General features: G+C 42.7%; 18 protein-coding genes, 1 rRNA gene and 1 pseudogene. 7 read left to right on the top strand and 13 right to left on the bottom strand.

Going from position 1 to position 20,780, the window contains the following annotated elements; genetic code table 11:
* A pseudogene (locus tag JMX63_RS13090) lies at nt 1–86 on the bottom strand (IS1595 family transposase); the annotation flags it as partial.
* Between the two features lie 199 nt (nt 87–285).
* Here JMX63_RS13090 and tmpT point away from each other — a divergent pair.
* The 3 genes from tmpT (at nt 286) to JMX63_RS13075 (ending at nt 3,429) form a co-directional block, all read left to right on the top strand.
* Entirely contained in the window at nt 286–978 is a 693-nt protein-coding gene (gene tmpT, locus JMX63_RS13085; RefSeq protein WP_201572831.1) for a thiopurine S-methyltransferase, read from the top strand.
* Nucleotides 979–1,028: 50 nt separating this feature from the next.
* Nucleotides 1,029–1,742: a DUF1499 domain-containing protein gene (locus tag JMX63_RS13080; RefSeq protein WP_201572829.1), complete on the top strand. Its 714-nt coding sequence runs from the start codon at nt 1,029–1,031 to the stop codon at nt 1,740–1,742.
* Between the two features lie 226 nt (nt 1,743–1,968).
* A complete protein-coding gene (locus JMX63_RS13075) occupies nt 1,969–3,429 on the top strand; it encodes a lytic murein transglycosylase (protein ID WP_201572827.1) in 1,461 nt (486 codons plus the stop codon).
* A 117-nt stretch (nt 3,430–3,546) separates the two neighbouring features.
* Here the strand turns inward: JMX63_RS13075 and JMX63_RS13070 are convergent, their stop codons facing one another.
* The 4 genes from JMX63_RS13070 to JMX63_RS13055 form a co-directional block, all read right to left on the bottom strand.
* Nucleotides 3,547–3,846, bottom strand: a complete 300-nt coding sequence (locus JMX63_RS13070) for a hypothetical protein (protein ID WP_057761845.1) — start codon at nt 3,844–3,846, stop codon at nt 3,547–3,549.
* Between the two features lie 201 nt (nt 3,847–4,047).
* Nucleotides 4,048–5,058, bottom strand: a complete 1,011-nt coding sequence (locus JMX63_RS13065; protein ID WP_201572825.1) for a DUF4062 domain-containing protein — start codon at nt 5,056–5,058, stop codon at nt 4,048–4,050.
* Nucleotides 5,059–5,229: 171 nt separating this feature from the next.
* Nucleotides 5,230–6,144, bottom strand: coding sequence for a glutamate racemase (gene murI, locus JMX63_RS13060; protein ID WP_201572835.1), 915 nt, complete (start codon nt 6,142–6,144; stop codon nt 5,230–5,232).
* 284 nt (nt 6,145–6,428) lie between these two features.
* Nucleotides 6,429–7,211 (bottom strand): DUF1285 domain-containing protein, encoded by a 783-nt coding sequence (locus JMX63_RS13055; protein WP_201572823.1) that lies wholly within the window; start codon nt 7,209–7,211, stop codon nt 6,429–6,431.
* 551 nt (nt 7,212–7,762) lie between these two features.
* Here JMX63_RS13055 and JMX63_RS13050 point away from each other — a divergent pair.
* Nucleotides 7,763–9,400 (top strand): electron transfer flavoprotein-ubiquinone oxidoreductase, encoded by a 1,638-nt coding sequence (locus JMX63_RS13050; RefSeq protein ID WP_201572833.1) that lies wholly within the window; start codon nt 7,763–7,765, stop codon nt 9,398–9,400.
* A gap of 136 nt (nt 9,401–9,536) precedes the next feature.
* Here the strand turns inward: JMX63_RS13050 and JMX63_RS13045 are convergent, their stop codons facing one another.
* Nucleotides 9,537–11,033: an alanine/glycine:cation symporter family protein gene (locus tag JMX63_RS13045; RefSeq protein ID WP_201572821.1), complete on the bottom strand. Its 1,497-nt coding sequence runs from the start codon at nt 11,031–11,033 to the stop codon at nt 9,537–9,539.
* A gap of 752 nt (nt 11,034–11,785) precedes the next feature.
* Here JMX63_RS13045 and JMX63_RS13040 point away from each other — a divergent pair.
* The 3 genes from JMX63_RS13040 to JMX63_RS13030 all read left to right on the top strand — a co-directional run bounded on the left by JMX63_RS13040 (nt 11,786) and on the right by JMX63_RS13030 (nt 14,629).
* Complete coding sequence (locus JMX63_RS13040) at nt 11,786–12,046, top strand: DUF4212 domain-containing protein (protein WP_101205298.1); 261 nt, start codon at nt 11,786–11,788, stop codon at nt 12,044–12,046.
* A gap of 4 nt (nt 12,047–12,050) precedes the next feature.
* Nucleotides 12,051–13,919 (top strand): sodium:solute symporter family protein, encoded by a 1,869-nt coding sequence (locus tag JMX63_RS13035; protein ID WP_101205297.1) that lies wholly within the window; start codon nt 12,051–12,053, stop codon nt 13,917–13,919.
* Nucleotides 13,920–14,080: 161 nt separating this feature from the next.
* A complete protein-coding gene (locus JMX63_RS13030) occupies nt 14,081–14,629 on the top strand; it encodes a hypothetical protein (RefSeq protein WP_102093497.1) in 549 nt (182 codons plus the stop codon).
* Between the two features lie 63 nt (nt 14,630–14,692).
* Here JMX63_RS13030 and JMX63_RS13025 read toward each other — a convergent pair whose 3' ends face one another.
* The 7 genes from JMX63_RS13025 to rrf all read right to left on the bottom strand — a co-directional run bounded on the left by JMX63_RS13025 (nt 14,693) and on the right by rrf (nt 20,773).
* Complete coding sequence (locus JMX63_RS13025; RefSeq protein ID WP_102093496.1) at nt 14,693–15,298, bottom strand: rhomboid family intramembrane serine protease; 606 nt, start codon at nt 15,296–15,298, stop codon at nt 14,693–14,695.
* Between the two features lie 40 nt (nt 15,299–15,338).
* Nucleotides 15,339–16,391: a 5'-nucleotidase gene (locus JMX63_RS13020; protein ID WP_201572819.1), complete on the bottom strand. Its 1,053-nt coding sequence runs from the start codon at nt 16,389–16,391 to the stop codon at nt 15,339–15,341.
* 233 nt (nt 16,392–16,624) lie between these two features.
* On the bottom strand, nt 16,625–17,914 hold the full coding sequence (locus JMX63_RS13015) for a TRAP transporter large permease (RefSeq protein ID WP_201572817.1): 1,290 nt from the start codon (nt 17,912–17,914) through the stop codon (nt 16,625–16,627).
* Complete coding sequence (locus JMX63_RS13010) at nt 17,911–18,438, bottom strand: TRAP transporter small permease (RefSeq protein ID WP_057761870.1); 528 nt, start codon at nt 18,436–18,438, stop codon at nt 17,911–17,913. The genes JMX63_RS13015 and JMX63_RS13010 overlap by 4 nt, the downstream gene beginning before the upstream one ends.
* Nucleotides 18,439–18,456: 18 nt before the next feature.
* Nucleotides 18,457–19,515, bottom strand: coding sequence for a TRAP transporter substrate-binding protein (locus JMX63_RS13005; protein WP_160023292.1), 1,059 nt, complete (start codon nt 19,513–19,515; stop codon nt 18,457–18,459).
* Nucleotides 19,516–19,880: 365 nt separating this feature from the next.
* Nucleotides 19,881–20,228: a hypothetical protein gene (locus tag JMX63_RS13000; RefSeq protein ID WP_101204393.1), complete on the bottom strand. Its 348-nt coding sequence runs from the start codon at nt 20,226–20,228 to the stop codon at nt 19,881–19,883.
* A gap of 431 nt (nt 20,229–20,659) precedes the next feature.
* Nucleotides 20,660–20,773: ribosomal RNA gene (rrf, locus tag JMX63_RS12995) — 5S ribosomal RNA — on the bottom strand.
* Nucleotides 20,774–20,780: the final 7 nt, after the last annotated feature.

Genomic DNA, 20,780 nt, shown 5'->3' with positions numbered 1-20,780 from the left:
GCTGTTCTAGCAGTCACTTCAGCTGTGAAAAACTCTAACAGCCTTCGCTGTACTTTTTTACTTATTTTACAACGGGTTATCTTCATAAAAGTAGTCTAACATAGTGCTTATCTACTACAGCCCCAAAATTATTTATTGAAAAAGCTTCTTAGCCTAATGTTAGATACTAGCCAAACACTTATGCTATAGGTGTTTGGCTTTTTACTATTTATGTCTTTGATATGACCAATCAATATTACTAAAGCTAAATATTCATATAAAAACTTGCAGATGGAGGATTGCAGCATGAACCCTGAGTTTTGGCAAAAACGTTGGCAAGAAGGTCGCATTGGATTCAATCAATCTATGGTCAATCCATTATTGATTAAATATTTCGACCACCTCAATCTAACTGCGGGTAGCCGCATTTTTGTGCCGCTTTGTGGCAAATCTATCGATATGGTTTGGTTAGCGACGCAAGGCTATGACGTGGTGGGCGTTGAGTTGGTCGAAACAGCCGTACAAGAATTCTTTGCTGAGCAAAACATCGAACCTACCGTCTATCAACAGGCAGACAATCCAGCGATTAGATACTATCAAGGCCAGTTGTCGGGACAAACCATCACTTTATGGGCTGCTAATATCTTTGCGCTGACCGCTAAAGATATTGGCTCTATTGATGCAATATATGATAAAGCGGCATTAATCGCTCTGCCAGCTGACATGCGTATGAAATATAGTGAGCAAGTGCGGAAACTTAGTAGCGATACCAGTAAAGTTGATGGTGCTAACAATGAAATAACACCGCAGCTTTTACTCACGCTAAATTACGATCAGCGTAAAAAGAATGGACCACCTTTCTCTATTGACGGCGAACAACTAGAGCGATATTACGGCGATCACTACCAAATCGGTGAGCTAGCAAGCGTGCCTTCTTCTATAGGTTCTGCACCTGATATCACCGTCACAGAAAAGATTTGGTTATTGAGCAGTAAATAAAAAACTCATGTAACCTTTAACAAGCCGCTAAATCGCAACGGAGAAATTGAATGAAAATGATAGTCGGTCTAATGAGTGTAATTGCTATTCTGCTAGTTGCTCTAGCAGGCCCATTGTATAAGTTTGGCATTGTAGAATTAGGCACTGCGTTTGCAGGGTTTAAATTTGGGTTATTTGCTGGTATCGCAGCATTGGTATTGTTGGCTATACAGCTATTATTTAAACGCAATACAGCCAGTATTGGGAGCACACTAGCCTCAGCCGTATTTGCTGCTACTGCCATAGCTATTCCGCTCGGCATGATGAATACGGCCAAAAATGTACCACCTATTCACGATATTTCTACCGATTTGGTAAATCCGCCTGAGTTTGTCGCGATTGCACCACTGCGTGCAGATGCACCAAATCCCGTAGCGTACGCAGGCGCAGAAGTGGCTGAACAACAACGTACTGCCTACCCTGATTTGCAAACATTGACCTATACTCAATCGAAGTCTGAACTGATCGAAGCATCTAAACAAGCCATTGAGAATTTAGGGTGGGAGCTTGTAAATACTGATGTAGACAAAGGCATCATCGAAGCAACAGAGACAACTGCTTGGTTTGGTTTCAAAGATGATGTGGTCATTCGTGTGACTGACAACGATAGCGAGTGCTTAGTTGATATTCGCAGTAAGTCACGAGTTGGACAGAGCGATTTGGGCAAAAATGCCGCGCGTATTCATAGCTTTATAGAAGAACTAGATAGTGTGCTAGCCAAATAAACAGGTTCCACCTCCTAAAGATAGTCCTCGAGTTGAAATACTGTCTGACGCTTTGCACTTTCAGCTTTATGAAATCCTCTTCTAATCTCACGGCAGCGTCAATTTATCGTAACCATTTATAACCTTGGTACTTCGACAGCTTTTCTTTACTGTTTAGATTGGTTACTCTACGTTAATATCATTTTTTGCCTTTCGATAACTATTTTAACGTTTATAGGATATTTTCATGCGTTTGACTCCTTTTTCTACTTTGTCGCTGCTTAGTGTTGCTGTCGGCATCAGCCTTGCTACCACTGCTCAAGCCGCGCAGCCGCCAGCACCTGATTTATCCAATAGTGAGTTTCAGCAGTGCTTGGACAATCTAAAAAATTCTAGCAAGTTTAGCGGTGTTGATGGCTATACCTTTAATAACTATCGCCCAAGCCAGCCTGATCCTAGTGTCATTCAGTCACTGAATTATCAACCAGAGTTTCAAAAAGACGTCTGGGACTATTTATCAGCATTGGTAGACAAAGAACGTGTCGAGGACGGTATCCGAGCCAAGCGTCAATGGGGCTCTACACTACGTCAAATCGAATCGCGTTATGGCGTAAAAGCTGAGCACGTGCTCGGTGTTTGGGGCGTAGAATCTAACTTTGGTCAAACACTAGGTAAAAAACCATTATTTGAGTCTTTAGCGACCTTATCTTGTTTTGACCGTCGTCAGAGCTACTTTCAAGGTGAGTACGGCAATGCGCTAAAAATCGTGCAAAACGGTGATATCGCACCAAATGATATGACAGGATCATGGGCAGGCGCTTTTGGACAGACACAGTTTATGCCGAGTACTTTCTTAGAATTGGCAGTAGATTTCGATGGTGATGGACGTCGTGATTTGGTCAATAGCGTACCTGATGCACTCGCTTCTACCGCAAACTTCTTGGACAATCGCGGCTATCGTACTGGTGAGCCTTGGGGCTATGAAGTCAAACTACCTGATGGGTTTTGGGCCGCTTCTAATCGTAAGGATAAAAAATCGATAAGCCACTGGCGCGACCAAGGTCTGACGTTGGCTAATGGTAGTCCGTTACCATATGACTTAAGTAGTGCAGGCTTATTGTTACCCGCTGGGATGGAAGGCCCTGCTTTCTTGGTGGGTAAAAATTTCGACACTTTCTACTCTTATAACGCCTCAGAAAACTACGCATTGGCTATCGCACACTTATCAGATCTAATCACTCGCGAAGACAGCAGCAAAACAGACTTTATCACTGCGTGGCCGACAGATGATCCTGGTATCAGCCGCCAGCAGGCCAAAGACATTCAACAAGCGTTGCTAAACGCAGGTTATGACATTGGCGGTGTAGATGGCATCATCGGAGACAATACTCGTACCGCTATCCAGCAATATCAGACTAGTCGCGGCATTTTCCCAGCTGACGGACGCGCAGGCCAGAAGTTCTATCGCGCCATCGTTGGTAATGCAGCACCGAGTCAAACTCAATACGGCCAGCCTGCAAACAGCAAACCTCTGAATCCTGCACCTGCCGATCGCATGGGGCAATTGATTCAACAGCAAACGATTGCTCCTAGTAGCTACTCATCTCAGCCATCAGTGAGCTCATCAACTTCTGGCAATACACGTTATCGCCGCGTTATTGACGCCGATGGCACTATCAAGCTTGTTCGTATAGACCAAGGTTCGTAGTAGCAATATAAATAACGCTATTTAGACGCATCAAAAAAGCCACGCTAACGATAGCGTGGCTTTTTTATTTATAAATAGTTATTAATAGAACTTATCTAATTGACTCAAAATACGTATCTAAACAATAGGCGGTGGCTTAGGCTGACCATTATCACCATTCCAGTTTTCGCGAGCTTTATCGTCTAAATCGGCTGCCGTTTTTGGCTCCCACTTACCATTCTCTTTCCAAGTCGCATCGCCCCAATCTTCATCTTCGGCTTTACTGTCTAAATCTTTGTAGGCCTTGCTAGGATCTATACCGCGACGTTTCATATCTGCTACTTGCTCTTCTAACGTATGAAACTGATCAGCATCATGCATAGACTTTTCTAGACCATCAATCTCTCTTTTTAACTCGTCATTTTTAGCATTGCTCATCGTACGCTCTCCCTAATTATTAATATTATAGTTGTCATTCTCAAACAGCTAACGTTGTTAGCATAGTTAACTGACTGACTTCATTATTACGGGTCTGAGGAATATTCACAAGCATTGCACGTATGCTTTGTATTACAAAACGTAGTCGTGATGCCAAAATGGACGTTTTAGATGGCTATTTTTGAACGCGCTAGCGAATAATTACTCGTCTTGTTTATTCGTATTTGAGGTATGATTTTGCAGTAGGTTTTTTGCGTAGAAGGTAAGCTTCCATAGCTCTTGTGATACCCGCGTGCCATAAGTCATCAGTTGTATCCAGTTTGCACCGACTAGCTTACGTTGCAAATTATTGATATCAGCTTGAGAGATTTGGCAGCGTGAGACAGCATGAACGTTTGGCATCTCTTTTTTGATGTCTACTTCCGCTTTAGCGGTAATCAAACGATTGATGGCATTTTGCAAGCCATAGCTCGAAAAAGTAGACGGTATTCTCATGAGTGTCATGAGTATCTCGTGCCACGAGAGTGTTAGTGACCTAGTTACGTCCGTTAGATTGCCGCCCTCATAAGCCTGAGCACTATATTGAATCTCAAAAAACTCCGTTAACTCAATTGGCTCACTAACCTTATCCGATATAAAATCTTCTTCATCAGCACTGTTTTTCTCTACCTCGGTAGTACTAAGTAATATATCGACGGTCTTCTCATACACGACCTTTTTACTAGTCGTATTCTCTTCGTCATTCGCTCTGACCCAGCCACCTACCATTTTATTATTGGCGACAGCATTATAGTGAGCCTGTACTAGCAATGGCTCAATATCTTCTTCCGTATCATAGTAATGTAGCTGGTTGTCTTGCTTGGTGACTAACTTAATAAACTCTTGAAGTTGTCGGCTGATAACAGCGTCTGGAGAGTGGTTTTTGACCAGAACAATTAGCGGCTTAAGCTTCGCTTTGGCATTTAGATAACTTAAGTGCATTTGGCTAACGCCGTTTTTTTGCACAGTCCCGTAGCTGTCGCCAACGATCATAACTGCGTAATCACAAGAATCAATACACTGGCGCCCATAAAAAGAGGCTTTAGATAATTTACTAGAAACATCATAGGTCAGAAATGCGCGCGCCTGAAAAAATATCGCTAAGCTGTCTAGAACCAACAACTGGTCATTGTCAGCGCATATAATATGAATATGATAGCGACGATTCGGCACAATTACCTCTAAGCGTAGGTCGTGACATAAAAAGGATAGGATGTAAAATAGAACACAAAAATCTTGTCTTGTTCAGCCTAGCATACTCTTAGCTTAAAAAGATGCACTCAATTTATTTTAACTGAGTCAGCGTTGCATACAGCGTATTGGTATCACTAACTTTGATAATAACTAGTGAGAGTAGTATTGCAATGCCATTTCTGTACCGAGTAAGCGCTCAACTAAAGCGCATAGTCTATCACTATATTTAGTGGCGTGAAAAGTTAATGGCGGTCTAGTAATGGTATTTTTATTACTGGTTTTTTGTGTCAGATTTTCTCGTTTTTCACCCATCAATGATGCAGACAAGTTGTTTGCAATCAATAGCTGTCTAACCCGTTCAGCAATCGCTTGACCAGAATCAATAACTTGTATTGACAGCTGCTGCTGTGCAATCTCATCCAATAAAAATGTCTTAAAAAACGGATAATGCGTACATCCCAGCACCAACTGATCGACACCTTCATTAGCAAATACTCGTACCTGTTGACGTAATCTTTCGGCTGTCTCGTCTTGTTCTGACATACCTGCTTCTACCCAAGGTACCAGTTGCGGATCAAAATACTTAGTGACTACTATGTTATTAGGTTGAGCAAAATTGATAATAACATCATCTAATAAGGTGCCATTCAAAGTCGCTTTGGTTGCTAGCACCGCTACATGACCACTTTTACTCGCCAATACCGCAGGCTTCAATGCAGGGACAAGACCCACAATGGGTATATGTGGATAGCAGCGTCGAGCAGTATCTAGCGCATATGCTGAAGCACTGTTGCAAGCAATAACTATTAGCTTACAGCCTTGCTGATGTAACCACTCTACAGCCTTTAGCGTTAGTGCTTCAATATCTTCGCTGTCACGATTACCATAAGGTACATTTAGCGTATCGGCGTAATATACGTAACGCTCAGTAGGCAGCTGCTGTGCTAAATGCAAATAAACAGACAAACCGCCAACACCAGAATCAAACACGCCAATGGGCGCGCTACGGTTTTTATCGCTTACAACTGTACTACCTGCATGTTTATTGACGTCTACTAGATCCATAGCTTTGAGACTCTGGTCAACAGATATATCGACACACGGTCTGAGTTTTTCGACTGTCTGATTTTTGATATCCATCTTTATGCTAATGCCATTATCATATTATTCATCAATCTCATTACCCAGTTAAATACGCTATATATGTGTTGCATGTATGACGTTACTCTACGTCGGCTCTCTATCGCCTACCTTTATACGATAATAATTTTTTAGACCAATAGAATCAGGCGACATTATAAAATTATAGCATTCATCGGCATACAGCAATTAATAGATAAACATAATACCTAATCAGTAGGCATCGATAGTGAATAAGACTGGCCACCACTCTGCAGCGTCAATATCGTCTTGCCATTTTCTTCTGATAATGCTCCAATTTCAGTCAGATGATAAAAAGTATTACGACCGATAAGTGCGGTTAAGCCATTTCTGACCATCATGTATGGGCGCACTTGTTCTGTAGATGCTAACTCCTGAGAATCTGCAACATCGTCAGCGGTACTCATTTGATTCGCTTGATCGCTTTCACTAAAGTCACTGTTATTAAAGTCGCTCTTATTAGAATCGCTCTTATTAGAATTATACGCCTTTAATACAATCGAATGCGCATCGTCTAAGCGAACCACATCCCCTGTCGTCGTTGTAAACTCTAACCAACTCATATCATCTTCATGGACAATACCAACATCGTTTATCAGAAGTGGTGCATCTTCAACTTGGATACGGATTTTCTGTACAGGGGTTTTCAGGAAGTACTCAGTAGTGCCATTATTTTCTTCTTTCCATAGTATCGTGGCAAACAAGCTGACCAGTGACTCACGGGTCATTTGTCCGCCTTCATGCCACCACTCTCCGTTTGCCTTGATAGTCAAATCCATATCAGCAATATCTTCAGGATGCCATTTTTCAAGTGGTGGTATCGCACGCCCTTCGCGAGTCCCTTTAGCAGACTTAATATACTGGCTTAGTGCATCCAAATTATCTAAGTCATCTAAGCTAGAAGGCTTACTAGTTGGGGCTTCTGCTATTTTCTCATGGCTGCCTTCAGTACTATTATTATCGTTATTCATTATTAATCCCTTTATTTAGTATTCAAAGTTTGGCTTATCTCTTATTACTATAAATTTTTGTTTCAGGTATGATGAAACTTTATCGTTATAACAACCTCATTTTCTTAACATTACCTTAGCATCGATACTCATAAATGCGTATCGTGTTTGTAGGACTTTTCTTTTATAATGAGTAACGATTTTTTATTGAAATGGTCAAGTGGGTGTTGTATTGATGACACATCTTGCGTTATGTGTTGATATCCTTAGATAAATTGGTATTAACCATGACGGGTCAATTGATGCCGCGAAGACAGTTTTATCGGGCAGCCATATGTCTGAGTGACGTTAGCGCCGCAAGTCTATTATTCAGTTGTTAAGCTAATGATGCCCTGAGATAAGCCACTAAAAGTTTAGGAGTAGGTATGCAAGAGCAAGACAATCAAACGCCAGTTATCGATGGTAATACTGTGAATGCTGACGCACCAGTAGCGACAGAGACCGCAACGCTAGATAAAGCAGAACCAGTCGTAGCGCCAGTTGCCGCGGAACCTGAAGTCGAACGCGAATCAATGGAGTTCGATGTCATCATCGTTGGTGGTGGACCTGCAGGTCTGTCTGCTGCCATACGTTTGCGCCAGCTCGCTATTGAAGCTGGTAATGATGAGTTTATGGTTTGTGTGGTCGAAAAAGGCTCTGAGTTTGGTGCCCATACGTTGTCTGGTGCAGTCATCGAGCCACGCGCTCTAAATGAGCTGATTCCTGACTGGAAAGAAAAAGGCGCACCGCTTAACGTGCCAGCCACAGAAGATCGTTTCTATTATTTGAACTCTGCCACACGCTCAACTAAAGTGCCTGACTCTTTGATTCCAGGTCCGATGCACAACGATGGCAACTATATTGTCTCGCTAGGTAATGTCGTTCGTTGGTTGGCCGTACAGGCAGAAGAGCTTGAAGTCATGATGTTCCCAGGCTTCCCTGCCGATGACATCTTATACAACGACGACGGTTCGGTCAGAGGTGTATTAACGGGTGATATGGGTGTGGCCGCCAATGGTGAAGCCAAGCCGAGCTTTGAGCCTGGTTATGAGCTTCTTGCCAAATACACTATTTTTGCCGAAGGTAGCCGTGGGCATTTAGGCAAACGCTTAATCAGCCGTTTTGATCTAGATAAAGACTCTGATCCTCAGCATTATGGTATCGGTCTAAAAGAGCTGTGGGAAGTTGAGCCTGACAAGCATGAGCAAGGCGTTGTCATGCATGGTCTTGGCTGGCCATTGACCGAAACTGGCTCGACTGGTGGTTGGTGGTTATATTTTGATGAAAACAACCAAGTAAGCTTTGGTCTTGTGGCCGATTTGTCTTACCACAACCCTTATGTCTCTCCATTTGATGAAATGCAACGTTTGAAGACGCATCCTGTCATCAAGAGTGTCCTAGAAGGCGGTAAGCGTATTTCTTACGGCGCACGTGCTTTGACCAAAGGTGGTCTCAACTCTCTACCGAAGTTTACCTTTCCAGGTGGCGTATTGGTCGGTGATGATGCTGGATTTTTGAACCCAGCAAAAATCAAAGGCACACATACCTCGATGAAGTCAGGCATGCTCGCCGCCGAAGCGATCTTTGAGGCACTACAAGCTGAGCGTCAGCATGACGAAGTCGTTGCTTATACCACCATGTACAAAGAATCATGGTTATATCAAGACAACTACGAGTCGCGCAACTTCTCACCTGCGATTCACCGTATGGGTCTGTTCATGGGCGGTGCTTTCACCTTTATCGAGCATAACTTGCTAAAAGGTAAAATGCCATTTACCTTGCATGACAATATCCCAGATTACGATCAGTTAGAGCGTGCCAACCATGCTTATCAACCGACCTATCTCAAGCCTGATGGTAAGTTGGTATTTGATAAATTGTCGTCGGTATTTATCTCTAATACCAACCATGCAGAAGATCAGCCAACGCACTTGAAGCTCACTGATCCAACGGTACCTATTTCAATCAACTTACCGTTGTATGCTGAGCCTGCGCGTCTATACTGCCCAGCGGGTGTATATGAAGTGGTCAAAGATGCTGAAGGCGCTAAGTTTGTCATCAATGCTCAGAACTGTGTACATTGTAAGACCTGTGATATCAAAGACCCTTCACAGAACATTACTTGGGTAACCCCAGAAGGTGGCGGTGGTCCTAACTACCCAAACATGTAAATCAGGATAATTCTGGTTTAAGCTGGTACAGTTAGTATCATTAAAACTGTACTCCAATAAAAACCGCCCTTCTCTTTATAAGAGTCGGGCGGTTTTTTAATGCTTAGAACAAGCTAGTTTTATCAATCAGTGCTGCTTAGTCTGTCCAAGCATCACGGTTAGCTTCATCTCTGAGTTTCACAAAGTTATCAGGATCAAACTTTATCTGATCGCCTGTTTTACCCTCTTTTACCTGACGCTCATAGTCACGTAGTATTCTTAGCGCTACAGGAGACAAGAGCAAGATTGCCACTAAGTTGACCAAGGCCATCAGACCCATAGACAAGTCAGCGAAGTTCCATATAGCAGGTAGGCTAGCAACAGAGCCAATAAATACCATACCTAACACTAGGAAGCGGAAAACCATAATCATCACTTTGGCGTTTTTGGCACCAGAGATAAATTCAAGATTTGACTCACCGTAGCTATAGTTGGCGATGATAGACGTAAATGAGAAGAAGAAAATCGCAATCGCCACGAACACCACACCTAGGTCACCCACATACTGTGATAAGGCTAGCTGGGTTAACTGAATACCTTCTTGCTCGACATTAGGGTCGACCACGCCAGACAAGATAATGATCGACGCCGTCGCGGTACAAATGATAAGGGTATCCATAAATACACCTAGCATCTGCATAAAACCTTGCACTGCTGGATGATCAGGATGACTCTTTGCCGTTGCTGCAGCATTCGGTGCTGAACCCATACCTGCTTCGTTAGAGAACAAACCACGTTTTATACCGTTAATCATCGCCTGTGCAATACCATAACCGATGACACCGCCTGCCGCTTGCTCAAAACCAAATGCTGATTTTACAATCAACGCGATCGCTGCTGGGAATTGACTGAAGTTAGTCACGATAATGAATAGCGCTAGCAAGATGTACAAGATGGCCATCACTGGTACGATTTTACCCGCGATACGAGCTACTGAGCGCAAACCACCGAATACCACTGGCGCTACCAGTACTACCAATACCAAACCTGTCATCCACGTTGGCACACCAAAGGCTTCATTTGTCGCTTGAGCGATGGTGTTTGACTGTACGCCATTGAATGCCAAGCCAAAGGCCACTAACAAACATAATGAGAAAAACACGGCGAGCCAGCGTTTGCCTAGACCTTTTTCAATGTAATAAGCAGGGCCACCGCGGTACACATTATCGTTGTGCGGTACTTTATATGCCTGTGCTAAGGTTGACTCGATAAAGCTGGTCGACATACCGACCAGTGCCGTCATCCACATCCAGAATACAGCACCTGGTCCACCCAAATAGATGGCAATTGCCACACCTGCCAAGTTACCAGTACCAACACGCGCGGCCAGCGACGTCATCAATGCTTCAAATGAGCTAATACCACCATCTTTGCGTCCTTGGTTGGACACGCGTAGCAACTTCCACATATGACCAAAATGACGAAACTGAATAAAACGTGTCACGACGGTGAAGTAAAGACCCGCACCAATTAGTAAGAACATCAGTAATCCATACCAAGGGTTACTAGCAATCAGCCAATCGTTGTTACCCCAGATAATACCGACACCATAATTTACGATGTTATCAAACCAACCTACTATCCCTTCGTTCATATGGGCTCCTTATTCATTCTTTATACGCGTTACTTAAATTTCATATCGATATCATATTTTGATTGCCATGGACTATATAAGCCTCTGTGCAAAATACCTGATACCAAAAAGACACGTGCATGATATAGATATTGAGCGACATGCGACCATCACGTTTACTTATCGACTTTATATAGTTATTTTTAAAATAAATAATGCTTATGTTTCATCTTATATAGAATAGATTAAGTGATAATTTAATCGTATAAATTACTCGGTTGCCGTAACGTTAGGTTCTTTAATAAATATTTAGCAAACTAATTTTTAGTAATTTACTTATTATTTATGCGTAGTAGTTTGCAATTATCTTTATTAAACCGTGCTAATATAAATTCTATATCCGTTTAGACTGTTTTATAGTTATCGAAGCTATTAATCAGTACAAGAAGCACAACAGGTTAGCGTGTTAAAAAGATTAAAACTCTTGTCAGGAAGACGAGATTGTTAAAAAGACACTGGATAGTCCACCCTTCTGTCTTCCTCAAGAAACGTTATTTTTGCCATTCGATGGTTTAGGTCAATACGATGCTTAAATAGTTAACTACTTTTATTTGAAGTAGAGAATTACCGAGCATTAAACGTACTATCACGCATCATCGTTTTCACTATATAAAGCAGTACCTGACTATTTTTTATACTTTTCGTGGTAAGAAATAATCGCAGTTCTTTTTATATGGTTGATATTTTTTAGGTAAGACAAAAGGAGTTGTCCTATGGAAAACCACAACGATCCATCTGGATATTGGCGCGCCAATATTCGTCTCATTCTCGGCAGCTTGGTTGTTTGGGCGCTATGCTCATATGGCTTTGGTATCTTGTTTCGTCCATTGTTAGCTGGTATCAAAATCGGTGGTACTGATCTGGGCTTTTGGTTTGCTCAGCAAGGATCCATTGGTATATTTATCATCCTAATTTTCTTTTACGCTTGGCGTATGAATAAGTTAGATAAACAATATGGCGTAGACGAGGAATAGCCCCATGAGTCAATTTGTAATTAATCTTATTTTTGTGGGTCTATCCTTCGCTCTCTATTTCGGTATCGCGATTTGGGCTCGTGCTGGTTCAACCAGTGAATTTTATGTTGCTGGTGGTGGTGTCCATCCGGTCGTTAACGGTATGGCAACAGCTGCTGACTGGATGAGTGCGGCGTCATTTATCTCAATGGCAGGTCTTATTGCTGCTAGTGGTTATGGCGCTTCTACCTATTTGATGGGTTGGACTGGCGGTTATGTTCTGCTAGCGATGCTTTTAGCGCCTTATTTACGTAAGTTCGGTAAGTTCACGGTTCCTGATTTTATCGGCGATCGTTTTTACTCAAAAACGGCTGCTATGATTGCTGTGGTCTGTTTGATTACCGCATCGACCACTTACGTTATCGGTCAGATGACCGGTGCTGGTGTTGCATTCTCGCGCTTCTTAGAAGTTGAGAGCAGTACTGGTCTTATCATTGCGGCTATTGTTGTCTTCTTCTATGCCGTACTTGGTGGTATGAAAGGGATTACCTATACGCAGGTTGCACAGTATGTGGTTCTGATGATTGCCTATACTATTCCTGCTGTCTTTATTTCACTTGAGTTGACCGGTAACCCGATTCCAGGCCTTGGTTTGTTTTCAAACCATGTCGAGTCAGGTGTCCCTATTTTGACTAAGCTTAACCAAGTTGTGACTGACTTAGGATTTGCCTCTTATACGGCTGATGTTCCTAACAAGCTAAACATGGTGCTATTTACCTTGACGCTAATGATCGGTACAGCAGGTCTACCACACGTTATCATTCGTTTTTTCACTGTACCTAAAGTGGCTGATGCACGTTGGACAGCAGGTTGGACACTGGTATTTATCTCGCTACTATACTTTACTGCTCCAGCAGTAGGTGCTATGGCTCGTCTAAACCTAATTGACACCGTTTACCCACAAGGGGTTGCAGAAGCGCCTCTAGAATATGATCAACGTCCAGACTGGATGATGACATGGGAAGAAACAGGTCTTATCAAGTATAACGATCTAAACAATGATGGTCGTATTCAGTTGTACAGTGATAGTGGGTTAGGTGCTGCTCAGATCGCCCTCAATACTGCTCAAACTGACGGTGGCGATGTTGCTGCAGCAACTGCAGCGGTAGAAACCGCTCGTATTGCACATGATGCAGAGCTTGATGGTCGTTTTGCTAACGCTGGATGGGCAGGTAACGAGCTTGATGTTAACGCTGATATCTTAGTTCTAGCGAATCCAGAAATTGCACAGCTTCCACCATGGGTTATTGGTCTGATTGCTGCAGGTGGTTTGGCAGCAGCACTATCAACCGCTGCAGGCCTACTGCTCGCAATTTCATCAGCCATCAGTCATGACTTGATCAAACGTAACTTAAACCCAAATATCACTGATAAACAAGAGCTAAAATATGCTCGTATCACTATGGGTGTGGCGATTGTAGTAGCAACTTACTTAGGTATGAATCCGCCAGGGTTTGCCGCACAGGTCGTAGCACTGGCCTTCGGTATTGCTGCCTCTTCATTGTTCCCTGTGTTAATGATGGGTATTTTCTCTAAACGCATCAACAATCTTGGCGCTATTGCAGGTATGTTGACTGGTTTAATAGTCGTTCTTGTCTATATCTTTATGTTCAAAGGTTGGTTCTTCATCAGTGGTACAGCGAACTTCCCTGATACTGAAGAGTACTGGTTATTTGGTATCTCACCACTATCATTTGGTGCAGTTGGTGCATTGCTTAACTTCATCGTAGCATTCGCTGTATCTTATGCTACTGCGCCACCACCAGCACATATTCAAGAGCTGGTTGAGAGCGTACGTTCTCCACGTGGCGCTGGCGGTGCGGTCGACCACTAAGCTCACAACTGAGGATATATCTTCTGTTACTATATATCACTCACAGGCAGTAGCTGCTTGTGGGTGATTTTTTTATCCTATAGCTATAATAACTAAATTTTAGATTTTTACTTTATCTAAGAGGTTCAATTAGACACATCTAACGCATTAAGGAATATTTTATGCTTTTTGAGTTTATCGCTACCATCGCTGCCGCATTTGGTATGGCTGGACTAGCACTTATCATAACTCACCTCAGCAAACTGGCAGGCAAAAGTGCACCTAAATGGCTGATTCCCTTATTTGCTGCTATTGGGATGTTTGCATTCCAGATAAACCAGGAATACAGCTGGTATGGTCAACAAGTGCGAGATCTGCCAGAAGGCGTAGAAGTCGTCAAAACAGCAGAAAGCACGGAATGGTTCCGCCCATGGTCTTATGCTAAACCACAAATATTACGTTTTATCGCTGCCGATACTGGAAATACTAGTGTGCAAGTAGACAACCCAAATATATATTTATTCAATTTATATTTATTTGAAAGACGAAGAAGTGTAGAGAAAGTTCCACAAGTTATCGATTGCAGTGTTCCTGCGCGTGCAGATTACGTTATACCAGAAAAAGGTAACACACTGACGGTGAATGAACATGTTAAACAGACCACTGCGTGGCGAGAGCTGACTACAGACGATCCTTTATTTATCAAAATCTGTACTGATGAAATCGTCTGATCCTATAACGCTTAGTACGGTTATGATTATGCTGGTTCATTAAATACTGACATCCAGTTGCTTTTAATAGCGTTGAGAAGCGGCTGAATAAGTATGCTTTGAATTAGCTCCTAGCAATAGCCCAGCGCACAAGCCACCAAAATGTGCCGCAAATGAGATACCTTGTTGCGGCATCAATCCTTGCTTAATGGTCAGCCAATAACCAGTCCCCATAACAATACAAGCAATCAGATAACCCCAACGCCGCGCAAATATAGCTCCGCCTATCATATAACCTAACATTGCAAAACAAAGCCCTGATGCGCCGATATGGATAGAAGATGGCGACCCGATAACCCAAGTGACCAGTCCTGAGGCGACCACCAGTTTAATTACCGTGCGATAAGCATTCTTCTCAAACAGTCCAAACAAAAACAAAATCTGTAATAGCGTCACCGTATTGCCAGTCAAATGCGACAAATTGCCATGCATGGTCCATGAAGCAAATACCCCTATCATACTACCCACATCTAAAGCACGCGGTACAATACCAAAGATATTCCACAGTCCAAATAAGGCCACTTCATTTAGAAAAAACATGCCCCACATCGGTATAAGTACAAAAGCATATAGTCCGATGACCTGCTTTATTCGTACGACAACTAAGTGAAGCAACTGCTGCCAATTCATATACCATCCTATCCTTATTATCTAAATTTTTTATGCCTATTTAATGATTTACAGCAAATAGTGGGCGTACAGCAGGTTTGAACGATAATAGTGATGCATCTTCATCCGCAGTGAGATAGTTATCACCATGCAATAATGACGTCGAATGATAAGGAACCAAGGCCGTAGGAATAAAACGACGTGCTGCGTCGATATGCTTGATTGAATCATCAAAGAAGATATGTGGCGCAAATGTTCTGAGTACTGCTGTTTTCTCTAATCCTCCCAAAAAAAACGCCATATCAACATTCACGCCCCACTCTCGTAGTGTCTTGATAGCACGCAAGTCAGCTGGTGCATTGCGCGCGGTCACCAGCGCAATTTTTATTGGTGAGTATTTTAGACCAGCAGGTAGGCGCTCTTGCAGATTTGACAATTTAATTAACAATTCAGCATAAGGGCCTTTTTCAATCGGCAAATCACGCATTTGTACTTCACGATCATGAAAGGCTCGCAGCCCTTTTTGTTTGTATAGCAGTTCACCTGAATCATCAAAAAGCACTGCATCCCCATCAAAGGCAATACGCAGCTGCTCAGTATCCAGCTCATAAGTATTCACAGGCGTCGCGTCTAGTATGGCACAGGCACAGATATTGGCATCCGCAACTTGCTGGGCATCGTCGCGATTGGTGGTCAAGAACAGATCAACATTAAAGTCTTTGATATAAGGCGCAACAGGGCTACCTGAAATAAAAGCAGAACGGGAGATATTGATATCATGTTCTAGAATTGCATTAAGCACCTGAATACCAGTGTCTGGGCTGCTTTTTGAGACAATCACGACTTCGACCAATGGTGTTTCAATGTCTGAATGTCGTCCATCACTATTATCAGAATACTTATTTAGGTTTAGTAACGCTTTAATCAGCGGATAACCTGCACCGATATTCAAGGGATCATTTTCACGCTCGGTCATGTACTCCCTAAACTCTTTTATAGCATTTGTAGGTCGTTGCTCTAGCAGCTCTAGCAAATAGTTTTCTGATTCAGTCAAATCAAAAAGTGCCGTCGCAGAAATTGCGACGATAAGCGTATTACTAAAATCGACAGCCATGACTATCTCTACTTATAAAGTTATATAGGAAAATGAATGAAAACCAGTTTACTACATTCATAAGCCTTTATAACACTAAGAAAAGTTATCATTATGCAGCGTCACAGATTATACGTTTCTAAAATATCCTTCTCTTAATTCTTAGTCAAAATATCAGCCAATAAAAAAGCCACACTGCTTTATTAGCAATATGGCTTCATACAATAACTTATAAGCTATGGTTTAGATTCCGCCTACCCGAGCAGCACAAGTGAGATGGCAGGGAACATCACCAAGATAATCAAACGAATCACATCAGAGACAATGAATGGTGCCACCCCGCGGAACATATCGCTCAGCTTAATGTGCGGTGCCATCGCCTTAATCACAAAGATATTCATCCCCATCGGCGGCGTAATCAAACCAAGCTCCACCGTCAATACCGCAATGATGCCAAACCATACTGGATCAAATCCTAACGCTAGAATGATGGGATACACAACAGGTATGGTGATTACTAGCATCGCGAGCGCATCCATGAACAGCCCTAATAGGAAGTACATGAACAAGATACAGATCAGCACAATCATTGGACTGACCGCTAGCCCACCAATCCAAGATGCCAAGGTGTAAGACAAGCGTGAGACTGAGATAAAATAGCCCAATGCCTCTGCACCTAATAGCATAAAGAACACCACTGCAGAGAGGGCTAGTGTCTCAATCAATGACTGCTTAAGTCCATCTAAACGCATACCTTTAGCAAAGGCATAAGCCCATGAGACAAACGCCCCTACTGCGGCCCCCTCTGTTGGGGTAAATAACCCAAAGAAGATACCGGCAATAATCACAATAAAGATAAAGCTAAATGGTATCAGACCCGTTAGTGACAGTAGCTTGGCTTTCCACTTGGTTTTCTCACCACGTTTTGCTAGATGCGGTTTCCAGCGTACCATCACCATGACGGTCAGCGAGTACATCACCATACCAAGCATACCGGGTAAGAAGCCAGCGATGAACATGTCACCCACTGACTGCTGGGTTAAGATGGCATAGACCAGTAGCGCAATACTGGGCGGAATCATAATACCAAGTGTACCGCCAGCGGCTAAGATACCGCAGGCAAAGCCTGGCTGATAGCCGTACTTCTCCATTTGCGGTAACGCCACTTTGGTCATGGTAGAGGCAGTGGCGAGTGATGAACCTGAGATAGAGGCAAAGATACCGGATGAACCAATACCTGCAATACCAAGACTCCCCCTTACCCCGCCAAATATGGTTCGGGTGGCTTCAAAGAGTTTACCTGCCATACCGGAGTGAGTCGCAAACACGCCCATCAGAATAAATAAGGGAATGGCACTAAAGTCATACTTTGCTAAGACATCGACTGGGATGTCTTTGAGCATTTGCAGGGCACCACTAGGCGCGGTGACCGCACCAAAACCGACTAATCCTACCCCTAACATGGCAAGTGCGACGGGTACGCGTAGGACGACAAGCAGGATCATGACCACTAGGCCAATCGCACCGATAATTTCTGGACTCATGCGCCTGTCTCCTCGGCGTCAAAGAATTCGCCTGTCTTAAAGATGTTGATGGATTCGATCAATGAGCGAATGGCCAGTAGGATGCTTAAGAATGCACTAACCATATAGATAGGCATCATAGATATTCGAAGGTCTTGGGTGACTTTGCCATACTCTAAGGCGTCAATGGCGCTCTCGTAGAGTCCCCATGAGAAGACAATGCCGATGACAAAGAAGCCCATCATAAAGATACCCATAAGGTAGCCTTTGATAGACTGTGGCATTTTCTGGGTGAAGACGTCGACGATGATTTGTGAGCGTTCGACAAAAGCGGCAAAGGCAGCTAATAATGCAAATAGCATAAAGTAGGAGACAATCTCTACACTGCCTTTGACGGTAAAGCCAAACTCACCACCGGTGAGTTTGAATATGTAGCGTGCGACGACGTCGAGCATGGTGGTTAGGACGATGATGATGAGACTCACCCCACCGATAAACTGGCATAATCTAGAGATTAGGACACTGAGCTTGACTAAAAATGCCATGTGACACCTCCAATTAGGTTAGACCTTACAGGCAGCACTGGCAGCTTTTGCTTTTTCATAGACGCCATCAGCATCCAAACCCAAAGCGTTAACATCACTTAGATATTTTTGGGTACCTCTTTCAAGTGGCCCTTTCCAGTCTGGATCATTTAATGGATCAGGAATTTCGATAATTTCATCACCTTTATCTTTAGCAGCTTGAATTGCCATTTGGTCATGTTTATCAAACACTTCACCGACCTTATTAGCTAATGCCATCCCTGAGTTTTTATCCAAAACTTGTTTTAGATCATCAGGTAAGTTGTCATATTTGTCCTTATTCATCGTGACCATAAGCGCTGAACTATAGAAAGGAATATTGGTATGATACTTGGTAATCTCATCAATTTTAAACGCTGTTACTGCTTCCCAAGGGAAACTCAAACCATCAACAACGCCGCGCTGTAACGAGGTATACATATCATTAGCAGGTAAACCTACTGGCGAAGCACCAGCGCTTTCAATAATATCACCAGCAACAGCTGAAGGACGGCGAATACGCATACCTTTCATGTCTTCAGGTGTTCGAATTAGCTTATCAGTTGTATGAAGCGCCCCAGGTCCAGCCCCGTACATAAATAATAAATGTGAGTCTTCGTATTCACCTGCTAAAGTACCGTCATCATATAAGGTCTGTAGCATACAGCCCATTTGGGTTGCTGAATTTGATAAACCTGGAAGTTCAGTAATCTGAGTCAAAGGAAAGCGACCGTTGGTATAACCATGCGCTTGTGAACCGATATCGATCGTACCTTTAGCAGCAGATTCATAAGTAACGTCTGCTTTAGCAAGACCCGCTGATGGATAAAGCTCCACTTTTAGACGACCATTAGAATCTGTTTCTATCTGTTTTGCCCAAGGCTCGAAGACTTCTTTACTGATAGATGAGGTTGCTGGCCAAAAATGTGAAAACCGTAGTACGGTAGTTTCTTGAGAAGTCGCTGATGAGCCATCAGTCGTATCAGCAGATTGGTTAGAACAGCCAAGAAGACTAATAGCGGCTAAAGCACCAATTGAAAAAAGAGGAGCTAACTTCATTATCAATTCCTTTTGATAATTATGAGAATAGGAGTAAGGTATTACGAGCAGACAATTTGATTCCTCCTAGATTAAATTGGCTACAAGGTGTAGATATATTTTTTACATACCTGTAATAAAAGTACTGTTTAAAATTATCAGCTATAATGATAGAAGTCAAATCATTTTGAGCAGATTATAGAGGATATATTCATATTATAGATATATCTCTGATACTTGAATTTTCTGCATAAATAATAGTAAAAATTAAGCAGATTAAAATAATTCTTCATAAAAAAGCTCTCAGCCTGTTATCCAGTTGAGAGCTTTTTTATGAGCTGATAGAAGCTGCTCTAGGCAGTTATATAAATCGTAATGTTAAAGCGCTACTCTTCCATCTGCCACTTATCATCTACCCACACAACATCGTTATTATCTAGATGTACATGCCATTCTGCATCAGTTACCACAAGGCGAATCTCGGTTAGACACTGTAGCCAATGCTCTAAGGTATACATAAGATCTTCTGAATCCATACTAGAAGGTAGCTTTGTAGCTCCTGCTAGTATTACCTCTGACTCACTATCATCATATGCATAAAGATCAAAAGTCTCTGCATCATCTGCATGCTCGAATTTGTCATTATATTCATTAACTATTGACGCAACCTTTTCTTGCTCCTGTTGAGTCAAGAGAGTAGAACGTTCAGCAGTATAGTAGAGTGAAACGCCCATAATGTGCTCCAAAATAAATGAGAGATTGTAGATTCTAGAAGTGAATAAATAATATCATATCAAGCTGATTCGTAGGAAGGTTTGCGTTTTGACCGAAACATCTAGCACTAAACTTTCTTGCACTAAGCTTTATTACCAAACCGCGCACAAAGAAAAGCCCCTTGATACGTCAGTATCAAGGAGCTTTTCAAGGATAGAGAGCTGACGAACGAGAAGAGCACCGTTAAGGCAAAACATTGCTTTGCTAGGCAACGCAAGAGCTATCTACCGGCATAGCCTTCCGTCTTGCACTGCGGACGACTGTCTCCCAGACAGTCGTTACTCCTTGCTCACCTTTAAATAGGATTTGCTACGTAGGTCACTAGGAATAAAAGATAGACACAAAGAAAATCCCCCGACAAGCTAATGTCGGGGGATATTTCAGAATAGAGAGCTGACGATGACCTACTCTCACATGGGCGAACCACACTACCATTGGCGCTACGATGTTTCACTTCTGAGTTCGGGAAGGGATCAGGTGGGGCCATCGCGCTATTGTCGTCAGCAAAGGGG

This window comes from Psychrobacter nivimaris (assembly GCF_904846365.1).
GTDB classification, from domain to species: domain Bacteria; phylum Pseudomonadota; class Gammaproteobacteria; order Pseudomonadales; family Moraxellaceae; genus Psychrobacter; species Psychrobacter nivimaris_B.
Note: the sequence above shows the minus strand (reverse complement) of the source record. Positions and strands in the feature narration are given on the sequence as shown.